Annotated in this window: 10 protein-coding genes; all 10 read left to right on the top strand. The window is 55.2% G+C overall.

Annotated features, from left to right (window positions below):
* The first annotated feature begins 158 nt into the window (after positions 1 to 158).
* The 10 genes from ACR0QW_RS09735 to ACR0QW_RS09690 all read left to right on the top strand — a co-directional run bounded on the left by ACR0QW_RS09735 (position 159) and on the right by ACR0QW_RS09690 (position 11,226).
* Complete coding sequence (locus tag ACR0QW_RS09735) at positions 159 to 983, top strand: MetQ/NlpA family ABC transporter substrate-binding protein (RefSeq protein WP_432643469.1); 825 nt, start codon at positions 159 to 161, stop codon at positions 981 to 983.
* A gap of 17 nt (positions 984 to 1,000) precedes the next feature.
* A complete protein-coding gene (locus ACR0QW_RS09730; protein WP_432643468.1) occupies positions 1,001 to 2,332 on the top strand; it encodes a M20/M25/M40 family metallo-hydrolase in 1,332 nt (443 codons plus the stop codon).
* A gap of 121 nt (positions 2,333 to 2,453) precedes the next feature.
* Entirely contained in the window at positions 2,454 to 4,211 is a 1,758-nt protein-coding gene (locus tag ACR0QW_RS09725) for an ABC transporter ATP-binding protein (protein WP_432643471.1), read from the top strand.
* 7 nt (positions 4,212 to 4,218) lie between these two features.
* Positions 4,219 to 5,952, top strand: a complete 1,734-nt coding sequence (locus ACR0QW_RS09720; RefSeq protein WP_432643470.1) for an ABC transporter ATP-binding protein — start codon at positions 4,219 to 4,221, stop codon at positions 5,950 to 5,952.
* Positions 5,953 to 6,219: 267 nt separating this feature from the next.
* Positions 6,220 to 6,990 carry a hypothetical protein gene (locus tag ACR0QW_RS09715; RefSeq protein ID WP_432643467.1) on the top strand — a complete coding sequence of 257 codons (771 nt, stop codon included), beginning with the start codon at positions 6,220 to 6,222 and terminating at the stop codon, positions 6,988 to 6,990.
* A gap of 2 nt (positions 6,991 to 6,992) precedes the next feature.
* On the top strand, positions 6,993 to 7,184 hold the full coding sequence (locus ACR0QW_RS09710) for a hypothetical protein (protein WP_432643466.1): 192 nt from the start codon (positions 6,993 to 6,995) through the stop codon (positions 7,182 to 7,184).
* Between the two features lie 337 nt (positions 7,185 to 7,521).
* Positions 7,522 to 7,740: a hypothetical protein gene (locus ACR0QW_RS09705; RefSeq protein ID WP_432643465.1), complete on the top strand. Its 219-nt coding sequence runs from the start codon at positions 7,522 to 7,524 to the stop codon at positions 7,738 to 7,740.
* Between the two features lie 77 nt (positions 7,741 to 7,817).
* Positions 7,818 to 8,153 carry a hypothetical protein gene (locus tag ACR0QW_RS09700; protein ID WP_432643464.1) on the top strand — a complete coding sequence of 112 codons (336 nt, stop codon included), beginning with the start codon at positions 7,818 to 7,820 and terminating at the stop codon, positions 8,151 to 8,153.
* A 114-nt stretch (positions 8,154 to 8,267) separates the two neighbouring features.
* On the top strand, positions 8,268 to 9,680 hold the full coding sequence (locus ACR0QW_RS09695; protein WP_432643463.1) for an anion permease: 1,413 nt from the start codon (positions 8,268 to 8,270) through the stop codon (positions 9,678 to 9,680).
* Positions 9,681 to 9,765: 85 nt separating this feature from the next.
* Positions 9,766 to 11,226 (top strand): nicotinate phosphoribosyltransferase, encoded by a 1,461-nt coding sequence (locus tag ACR0QW_RS09690; protein WP_432643462.1) that lies wholly within the window; start codon positions 9,766 to 9,768, stop codon positions 11,224 to 11,226.
* Positions 11,227 to 11,403: the final 177 nt, after the last annotated feature.

Below are 11,403 nucleotides of genomic sequence, written 5' to 3'. Positions count from 1 at the left end.
GCTGCCAGGAAATGTAGTGCGGTTGGTAGCCTTTAAATCTAGGGCCTTAAGGCCGAGGCAGGTAACGCGGCTTATAGCCGCAGAGCAAACTACCCGTTATACGGGTAGTTTTGATTTTGGCCTGCACTCCCTGAAGGAAAACAAAGGAGAGATGTACAATGAAACTGAGAAAATGGATCATCGGTACCGTTGCGGTACTGGCACTGTCCGGTCTGGTGGCCGGCTGCGGCAGCAGCGACAAGAAGGCAGCTGCCCCTGCGGAAAAGAAGACCATCACCGTGGGCATTACTCCGGGCTATTCGGAAGAAATCATGGAAGTGGTGAAGAAGGAAGCCGCCAAACAGGGGCTGACCGTGGAAGTCAAGACCTTCAGTGATTACGTGACTCCGGACCAGGCCCTGGCCCAGAAGGACATCGATTTAAACTCCTTCCAGCATGAACCCTTCCTGCTGGCCTTCAACAAGAAGAATGGCACCAAATTGGTGAGCATCGGCAAGACCTACCTGGCTCCCCTGAAACTGTATTCCACCAAAATCAAGGACGTAAAGGATATTCCTGACGGTGCCAAAATCGCCATCCCCAATGATCCTTCCAACGGCGGACGGGCTATCCTGCTGCTGAGCAAACTGGGCCTGCTGAAAGTGAACCCGGACGTGAAAGCGACGGAACTGACCGTGAACGACATCACCGAAAATCCGAAGCATCTGCAGATCGTGGAACTGGAAGCTGCCCAGCTGCCCCGCAGCCTGGATGCCACCACGGCTTCCGTCATCAACGCCGGTTACGCCAACAGTGCCAAACTGGCTCCGGAACTGGCCATCGCCAAGGAAGACAACACCAGCCCCTATGTGAATATCATCGCTGCCCGGGAAGAAGACAAGGACAACCCCACCTACCAGAAATTCGTGAAGATCTTCCAGAGCCCTGTGGTGAAGGAATACATCGAAAAGAACTGCAAGGGCAACCTGGAACCGGCCTGGTAAGAAAGAGGGACTGACACATGGCACTGACGGAAGAAGACAAGAAATATGCGGCCCATCTCCAGCGGTTCATCCAGTGTGCCACTGTGAGCAACGCCAATGTGGACAAAGTGGACTGGCAGCAGTTCGATAAGCTGCATCAGGCCTTCCGGGAATTCTATCCCCACATCTTCGCCGAGATGGAGCTGGAAGAAGTGGGGCAGGCGGGGCTGCAGTTCCACCTGAAAGGAACGGAGAGCGGGAAAAAGCCCCTGCTGCTCATGAGCCACCAGGATGTGGTGGAAATCGGGGACCGCAGCCAGTGGTCCTTTGATCCCTTCGGGGGTGAAATCATTGACGGCTGCCTCTGCGGCCGGGGAACTACCGACTGCAAGCATCTGCTGCTCAGCGAGCTGGAAGCGGTGGAAGCCCTGCTGGCGGAAGGCTGGCGGCCCGCCTACGACCTGTACCTGTCTCTGGGCTACGCGGAAGAGGTGTATCTGGAGAACGATGTGGACGGGGCCGAAAAGCTGGCACGCAACCTGGAACGCAAGGGCGTGCACCTGGGTACCGTGGTAGATGAGGGCGGCTGCCTGTTCCCTGCCGGGGATAAGCTGGAAGCCCGCATGGGCCTTGCCGAAAAGTCTCCTGTGAACTTTGAGATCTCCGTCCGGTCCGCCGGCGGCCACTCCAGCCGTCCGGGCAAAGGTACGGCCCTGGGCACCCTGGCCAAAGCCATCGTGGCCATCGAGGGCCATCCTTTCCCGTACCGCCTGACGCCGCTGGCCAAAGCCCAGCTGGCAGGGGCAGCACCTCTGAAAACAGGGAAAGAAAAAGAAATCTTCGCTGATCCGGAAGGCCATTGGGATGAGCTGTGCGCCTTGGCCCAGGAGGATCCCCGGCTGGATGCCCTGCTGCATACCACCATCGCTTTCACCATGGCCGGCGCCAGCCAGCAGCCCAACGTACTGCCCAGCCTGGCCACGGCCCAGATGAGCGTCCGGGTGATGCAGGGGGATACCATCGAGAGCGTCACTGCCTACTTCAAACAGTTCCTGCCGGAGGGTGTGGCCATCCGCCACGTTTCCGGACGGGATCCGCTGCCGGCTTCCGATCCGGAAGGGTACGGGGTCAAGGTAGCGGAAAAAGTCCTGGCGGATCTGTACGGCGACCGGGTGCAGACCGTGCCCTTCCTGATGCTGGGGGGTACCGACAGCCACTATTACCGGAACATTACGGACAACATCCTGCTGTTTTCCGGCCATGTACAGGATGAGCGCTGGGGAGCGGCCCACCAGGTGAATGAAAAGATCCCGGTGGATGCCCTGCGGCCCAGTGTGGAATTCTTCAAACGGTTCTTGCAAGCGTACTGAGCATTGTCTCAGGATTCAAGGGCGGCCTCCTGGAGGGGCCGTCTTTTTTTGCGTATCAGACAGAACTGGCGGAAGTATGATATGATATGAAAGAATCTATTTTTCTCATCGAGGTGTCATGATGCAATCGTTCCTTCCCTATTTCAAAGGCTATACCCAGGACTGCCTGCTGGCTCCCCTGTTCAAGTTGCTGGAAGCCCTTATGGACCTGGCAGTGCCCCTGGTAATCGCTGCCATGATCGACCGGGGCCTGGGTGACGCCGATGGCAGATTCCTGCTGGAGTGCTTTGGAGCCCTGCTGGCTCTGATGGTGCTGGGCATGGGCTTTTCCTTTACGGCCCAGTTCTTTGCCGCCCGGGGCAGTGTGGGCTTTACTACCGGACTGCGCCAGGCCCTGTTCGACCATGTACAGGGGCTTTCCTACAAAGAGCTGGACAACCTGGGTACTGATACCCTGATCACCCGGCTGACCAGTGACGTCAACCAGGTACAGACCGGCCTCAATATGGGTCTGCGGCTGCTGCTGCGGAGCCCGTTTATTGTGTTCGGGGCCATGGTGCTGGCTTTTACTATCGATGTGCCCAGCGCCCTGGTATTCGTGGTGGCCATCCCGCTGCTTTTGATCGTGGTGGGTATTACGGTGCACAGTGTGCCGCTCTTCACACGGGTACAGGGAGCGCTGGACAGGCTGCTCCAGACCACCCGGGAGAACCTGACCGGCGTGCGGGTGATCCGGGCTTTCTGCCGGGAACAGGGTGAGGTGGAGGAATTTGATGGCCGAAACGATGATGTGACCCGCAGAAACCTGCAGGTGGGCCGCTGGTCGGCACTGATGACTCCAGCCACGTATCTGCTGGTGAACCTGGCCACCGTGGCGCTGATCCGTCAGGGGGCTCTGCGAGTACAGCTGGGCTGTCTGGCTCAGGGCGATGTGGTGGCAATGTACAATTACATGGCCCAGATGATCATCGAACTGGTGAAACTGGGAAGCCTGGTGGTGACCATGAACAAATCCGTTGCCTGTGCCAAACGGATCCAGGATATCCTGACCGTCCGCAGCACGATGGTCTATCCCCGTCACAACGATGCCCTTCCACCGGCAGGGACGGAGGTACCGGCCGTGGCCTTCCGCAACGTGACGTTCCAATATAACGACGGGGCTCCGGCCCTTGAACACATCGATTTTACCGCACATCGGGGCAGCACCGTGGGCATCATCGGCGGCACCGGCAGCGGCAAATCCACGCTGGTGAATCTGATCTCCCGGTTCTATGATGTGCTGGAAGGCCGGGTGGAAGTCTTCGGCCGGGATGTGCGGGACTATCCCCAGGGGGAGCTTCTGAAGCACATTGCCCTGGTTCCCCAGAAGGCGGTGCTGTTCGAGGGGACCATCCGGGATAACCTGCGCTGGGGCAATGAAAAGGCAACCGATGCAGACCTGTGGAAAGCCCTGGAAGTGGCCCAGGCCAAAGATGTGGTGCTGGGCAAGGAGGGGCAGCTGGAAGCGGTAGTGGAACAGGGGGGCAGGAACCTTTCCGGCGGCCAAAAACAGCGGCTGACCATTGCCCGGGCCCTGGTGAAACGGCCGGACATCCTGATCCTGGATGATTCGGCCAGTGCCCTGGACTTTGCCACGGATCTCCACCTGCGCCAGGCCATCAAAAACCTGGAGGGAGAGCTCACCGTGTTCATTGTGTCCCAGCGTACCAGCAGCGTACGGTATGCGGATACCATCCTGGTGCTGGACGACGGCCGGCTGGTGGGGAAGGGCACTCACAGCCAGCTGCTCCAGAGCTGTCCGGTGTACCAGGAAATCTTTGACTCCCAGTATCCGGGAGAACGGCTGAAAGGACAACAATCCGGAAAGGAGGTGGGCTGAGATGGCCATGAAACAGGAATCCAGCCTGGCAACGTTGAAAAAAGTCTGGCAGGTTATAGACGCCTACCGCCATCTGCTCGTTGAAAGCATTGTGCTGGCCGGGCTTTCCGTGGCCTTGCAGCTTTATGTGCCCGTGCTGTTCGGCCGGGCCATCGATGGCATCCTGGGGCCGGACAAGGTGGACTTTGCCCTGGTGGGGTGGTACACTTCGCAAATCCTCCTGCTGGTGGTGCTGTCCGCTCTGGCTACCTGGGCCATGAACCTGATCAACAATCAGCTTGCCTACCGCACGGTGCGGGACATCCGCAGCAAGGCCATCCGGCAGATCCAGCAGCTCCCCCTTTCGTATCTGGACAGCCATAGCACCGGGGACCTGGTGCAGCGGGTCATCGCCGATGTGGACCAGTTGTCCGACGGCCTGCTGCTGGGCTTTACCCAGCTGTTTTCCGGGGGTATCACCATTGTCCTGACCCTGTACTTTATGTTCGCCACTCACTGGGAGATTTCTCTCATGGTGATGGTGCTGACGCCGCTCAGCTTCGTGGTGGCCAGATTCATCGCCAGCCGGTCCTATAGCATGTTCCGGCGGCAGACCACCATCCGGGGCCAGCAGACGGCGCTCATCAACGAAATGGTGGGCAGTGAAAAGGTGGTGAAGGCCTTCCAGCATGAGGCCAAAGCCTCTGCCGACTTCAAAGTCCTGAATCAGCAGCTGCAGGAGGCCACCCAGGGGGCTCTGTTCTACAGCAGCCTGACCAATCCCTCCACCCGGGCGGTGAACAACCTGATCTATGCCCTGGTGGCCCTGGTGGGCTGCTGGCGGATCCTCAGCGGCGGTTTGACCGTAGGCGGGCTCACTGTGCTGCTGTACTATGCCAACCAGTATATGAAGCCCTTTACGGACATCAGCTCGGTGGTGACGGAACTGCAGAACGCCCTGGCCTGCGCTGCCCGGGTGTTTGCCCTGATTGAGGAAACGCCCCAGAGCCTGGACCCGGACCGGCAGCTGCACTTCAAAGCCGGCAGCGTGGAAATCCAGGATGTGGCTTTTTCCTATAATAAGAAAAAGCCCCTCATTGAAAATTTCAATTTCCAGGTACAGCCGGGTCAGACTACGGCCATCGTGGGACCCACCGGCTGCGGCAAGAGTACGTTCATCAACCTGCTCATGCGGTTTTATGAGGTGGACAGGGGCACTATTGCCATCGACGGGCAGGATGCAGCGAAGGTGGACCGGCACTCCCTGCGGAGGACCTACGGCATGGTGCTGCAGGAAACCTGGCTGAAGCAGGGGACGGTGCGGGAGAATATCGCATTCGGCAAGCCGGAGGCTACCGAGGAAGAAATCATTCAGGCAGCCCGGGAGGCCCACAGCTGGGAGTTCATCCGGAAACTGCCAAAAGGGCTGGATACGGTCATCAGCGATGACAGCCTGAGCGCCGGCCAGAAACAGCTCCTGTGCATCACCCGGGTGATGCTGGCCCTGCCGCCTATGCTGATCCTGGACGAAGCCACTTCCAATATCGATACCCGGACGGAAGTGAAAATCCAGAATGCATTTGCCAAACTGATGGAAGGGCGGACCAGCTTCATCGTGGCCCACCGGTTGTCCACCATTCGCAACGCGGACCGGATCCTGGTGATGAAGGACGGGAAAATCATCGAGCAGGGTACCCACGAAAGCCTGATGGCCCAGGGTGGGTTCTACAAGGAGCTGTACAACAGCCAGTTTGCGGGGTGAAGGAATCGTAGTTTCCATTGGACTATATCTACCCAACGCTGGCTAACCGCATAACGCCGATTTGTCGGGTCAAAGTATCATAAACGTAGAAGCTTTCCCAGGGGACAATCTGCCGTCCTTGCACCCAACCCTGCCATCGCTGGAAGCCTGTATGGGCCAGAGAATGGCCACAAACGTGGCGGCACCCGGATTGCCAGGACAACCAAGGGCAAAAGCTGCTACGTCCCTGCGGATATGACCTATCCGGAATGGGAAGAAAAGTACGTCGTGAAGACCCAGAAGCTGCCAAAGAATCCCCATGCCAGCAAGGCAGTCCTGGTGGATATTACCCCAGGAACCAACGGTGGGGACACGGTAAAGGTGTATGATGGGGAGAAAATCCCTAAAATGGCTACTGATGATAAAGGCATAGAGTGGCCAGCTCCAAATCCGAATAATGTCATTACTCGAGAACAATATAAGGAATTGCGAGATTATGCCAGCGAGAAAGGGATTGCTTTATCTGGGTTCAAGAAATTTGATGGGGACATCGAACTTATCAAAGAATCTATTGACACCTTGAGCCGGAATTTAATGGAGTTTCCTGGGGTTGCTGATGCTAAGCATCCTTTGACTCTCGAGTTGGCACGACATTTGAACAGTGATGATTTTGCGGAAACTAATGGCCGTATAATCTCCATCAATGCCGATGCGTATCGAAATAAAAAACGACTAGAGGATGAGTACCAGAAACTTGTGGACGATGGTTGGTTTGTAAAAGGGACAACATATAAGTCAATCATAGATCATGAGTTTGGTCACGCTTTGGATTTTGTTTACAAAGTAAACGCTGCTCATATTATCAAGAGAGTAACGGGGTTAGAAAAACAAGAGCTGGTTGTCTTTTTAAAGAAAAATCTTTCTCGATATGCTGCGGCTGGAAAAAAAGGAATAGAAATTACTAGTGAATTGTGGGTAGCAATGCGTAGCGGAAATGACAGTCAATTTGTCTTGAAATACTTCGAGGAATATCGTAAAATTATTAAAAAGGGGGTGTGAGTATGAACAGAATGTCGGCACGATATCATACTTGTATGGACTGGATGGATGACGACAACTGGTATGTCATTGATAAAAAACATGATCGATTCATTCTCACAGATAAAGCTCCTGAACATGCACGCGAGAGCTTCGAATTGTATAAAAAGGTTAATGATTTTGATTGGAACGATTCACCTGTACATATTGAATAACTGATAGCACCTCGCAATCATGTCTGGTGCTTTTTTCATGTCTGAAATGAGGTGATGTATATGGCTACTACCTACTTTGGAACCTGCCGCAACTGTTGCGGAAATCCAGAGCAATGTGGCCACCATCCGGGGGTGTTAAGGCCGGACTATAATTGACCTAAGTATTGAGCAATAATCACAAAACGCAGTATAATCAAATCATCAAAAGCAGTCGTTGTCATCGGAATGCTGCTCAGCTCTGCATCAATGGACTGGAGTAGCTGGATAAAAGGGCTCGCCTGAGGCGGTATCAATCAGCGCCTGGGTGGTCTATTTTGGCCTGGGGAGGGAAGAATAAATGGTAGAAGAAAAGAAACAGTGGGGAGGACGTCGGCCAGGTGCAGGACGCCCTAAAGGCAGTACCAAAGACGGCAGTTCTGTCCGCCCTCAGCATCAGCTCCGCGCCTATGATGAAGAGTGGGATCTGATCCGGCGCTTTGCCCGTCTGGTCAAGCATGGAAATGCGCAAGCCTGTAAAGCTGCCTTGGACCAGCTGGAAAAAACAGAAGAAAAATAAAAGACAGCATAAAATGTATGGACTTTTCCACACCCAGGGGATACAATAAGACAAATCTTGAAAAGGAGCGCCCTGTCATGACCAAATTTCAGAAAATCCTGATTGCACTGCTGGGCTTGAATCTTGTTTGTACTGTTGGGCTGTACATGCGTCTGGACAGCCAGCAGCTGCTGCTGGAAAAAGAAGTACGCAGCATGAAACGGGACATCGTGGGGACCCGCTATGACGATACGAACCTGAAGAACAGCCTGGCCAGCCTGGAAAAACAGGTGGGCAGGCTGGATGCCAGTACCCGGAAAGCCAATGAACAGAGGGAAACACCAGCCCAGGAGGCACCGGCCCAGCAGCCGGTGCCCGCACCTCAGCCCAGGCACAGCAGCCTGGGAAGCCTGCTGGACCGATTGTTCCATTAGAAAAAACAGGGACTTCCACAAGCCCCTGTTTTTTCTTTGCATAATAAGGTAAAATAGAAAGGTATACATTATACATTTTCACAGCTACTCATTTGTCTGAAAGAAGGCGTTTGCATGACTCTGTCTAAAAAATGGACACAACTTTTTTTCTGCTTCTTCCTGGGAGCACTGACCTTCCTGGTCCCGCCTCCCGGCGATCTGGCCCCGGCCGGATGGCACGTATTCGGCATTTTTACTGCTACCATCGTGGGGCTGATCCTGAAACCCATGTCCATGGGAGTCATGGCTCTATTGGGGATGGTGGCCCTGTGCCTTACCAAAACCCTGACGCTGAAAGACGCACTTAGCGGATTCAGTCTCCCTACCATCTGGCTGATTGTGGTGGCTTTTTTTATTTCCCGGGGCATCGTGAAGACCGGGCTGGGGGAGCGCATTGCTTATCTGTTCGTGGAGCGGTTCGGCAAAAAACCTCTGTTCCTGGCCTATTCCCTGGTTGCCAGTGACTTGGTGATTGCACCGGCCATGCCCAGCAATACGGCCCGGGCCGGAGGCATCCTGGCACCCATCGTCCAGTCCCTGAACCTGGCCTTCGGTTCCGATCCCGGGAACGGCACGGAGAAAAAACTGGGCAACTTCCTGATCCCTGTGGTGTTCCAGTGCGACGTGGTGATTTCCGCCGTATTCCTCACTTCCATGGCTGCCAATCCCATGGCCGTCAGTTTTTCCGGTGAACTGCTGGGAGTGACCATGACCTGGGGCGGCTGGCTGGTGGCATCCTGCGTCCCGGCAGTGATTTCCCTGGTCCTGTATCCCCTGGTGATCTACAAGCTGAATCCGCCGGAATTAAAGGAAACTCCGGAAGCACCGGCCCTGGCCCGGAAGAAACTGGATGAGATGGGGCCCATGAAAGGGGCGGAAAAGGCCATGGCTGCCATTTTCGTATTCCTGATTGTGCTGTGGGCCGGGGGCCGCTACATCGGCCTTTCGGAAACCCTGACAGCCTTTCTGGGCCTTTGCCTTCTGCTGCTTTCCGGAGTACTTACCTGGGACGATGTAAAAAGTGAAAAAGGGGCCTGGGATACCCTGGTCTGGTTTGCCATCCTGGTGATGATGGCCAATTTCCTGAACAGCAAGGGGATGATCCCCTGGTTCAGCAAGGAGATGAGCAAACTGGTGGCCGGGGACAATGGCCTGGTGGCCATGGGCATCCTGGCAGTGGTATACTTCTATTCCCACTATCTGTTTGCCAGCAGTACGGCCCATGTGAGCGCCATGTATGCCGCTTTCCTCAGTGTCATGGCCAGCGCCGGGGCACCGCCTACCATGGCGGCCTATGTACTGGCCTGGTTCAGCAGCCTGTTCGGCTGCCTGACCCATTATGGCTCCGGTCCGGCACCCATCTTCTTCGGAGCGGGCTACCTTTCCCAGAACCGGTGGTGGGAAATCGGCTTTATCCTGTCGGTATTCTCCATCTTGATCTGGGGCGGCGTGGGCTGCCTGTGGGGCAAAGTGCTGGGCATGTGGTAAGATGGAAATAAAAATTGTATTTTCCGAAAACGAGCGATTGTGATAGAATAGGAAGCAAATATTGTACCTGGAAAGGCGGAGAAAGATGAAACAGTTTGACGCACGGAACCTGTCCATGGTTTTCGACCTGTACGAGATGACCATGGCCAACGGGTATTTTGAAGACAAGGAACGGAATCAGGACGATTACGTTTCCTTTGATGTATTTTACCGGAACAATCCGGACGGGGGCGGCTTTGCCATCTTTGCCGGTCTGGAACAGGTGCTGGATTACCTGGAAAACATGCACTTCTCCACGGAAGATATCTCTTACCTGCGCAGCCTGCACGTATTCAGCGAACCCTTCCTGCAGTGGCTGAAAACCTATCAGTTCCGGGGCAATGTGTACGCCATGCCGGAAGGCAGCATCATTTATCCTGATGAACCGCTGCTGACGGTGTATGCCCCTCTGATTGACGCCCAGCTGGTGGAAACCGCCATCCTGTGCGAAATCAACCACCAGTCCCTGATTGCTACCAAGGCCCAGCGGATCGTGAAAGCAGCCCAGGGCAGAGGAGTTTCGGACTTCGGTGCCCGCCGGGCCCAAAATATGGATGCAGCTGTGTACGGTGCCCGGGCTGCCTACATCGGCGGGGCGGACAGTACGGCTACGGTACTGGCAGGCCAGATGTTCAACATCCCGGTGAGCGGCACCATGGCTCACAGCTGGGTGATGTATTATGATGACGAATATACGGCGTTCAAGCGGTTTGCCGAAATCTATCCGGACAACGCGATCCTGCTGGTGGATACCTACGATGTGCTGGATTCCGGCGTGCCCAATGCCATCCGGGTAGCCAAAGAGGTACTGGAACCCATGGGCAAACGGCTGAAAGGCATCCGCATCGATTCCGGTGACCTGGCCTACCTGTCCAAGAAAGCACGGAAGATGCTGAATGATGCCGGGCTGACCGATGCCATCATCGTCATGAGCAACTCCCTGGATGAATATACCATCAGCTCCATCCTGGAACAGGGCGGCTGCGTGGATTCCTTCGGGGTGGGTGAACGGCTGATCACGGCCAAGAGCGATCCGGTATTCGGTGCCGTGTACAAGCTGGTGGCCGTGCATAAAGACAAGGCCATCATTCCCAAAATCAAGATTTCCGAAACCTTCGAGAAAATCACCAATCCGGGCCGGAAACGGGCCTGGAGAGTATACGACAGGACGGGTCATGCCATTGCGGATCTGTTGACCATGCTGGATGAAGATCCCCGCAAACAGCCGGAATTCTCGTTCGTGGATACCCAGCGGCCCTGGAAGAAGATGAGCTTCAGGAACTGCACCTTCCGGGAACTGCAGGAACCGGTGCTGGAGAAGGGGAAACGGATCCATCCGTCTCCGTCCCTGGAGGAAATCCGCCGCTATGTGCGCCGGCAGCTGGATAACGAAATCTGGCCGGAAGAACAGCGGTTCACCAATCCCCATACCCATTTCCTGGATATGAGTCCCAAGTACTACACCATGAAGATGCAGCTGCTGGAGGAAACGAAGAAAGGGCTGTAAAATCATTAGTGGTTAGTGGTTAGTGGTTAGTGGTTAGTATACTGTACCCATAAGTATGGACACTTTTTAAGAGTAGTACCTACCCACAAAATTGGACAGCCTACAATTTGAATCCTTTAAAATTGACGTGTTCATTTTAGACCCAACCTATTGAACACAATCATGTGTATGTGGTAT

Origin of the sequence: Acidaminococcus sp. (genome assembly GCF_050873445.1) — a bacterium.
Taxonomy (GTDB): domain Bacteria; phylum Bacillota; class Negativicutes; order Acidaminococcales; family Acidaminococcaceae; genus Acidaminococcus.
Note: the sequence above shows the minus strand (reverse complement) of the source record. Positions and strands in the feature narration are given on the sequence as shown.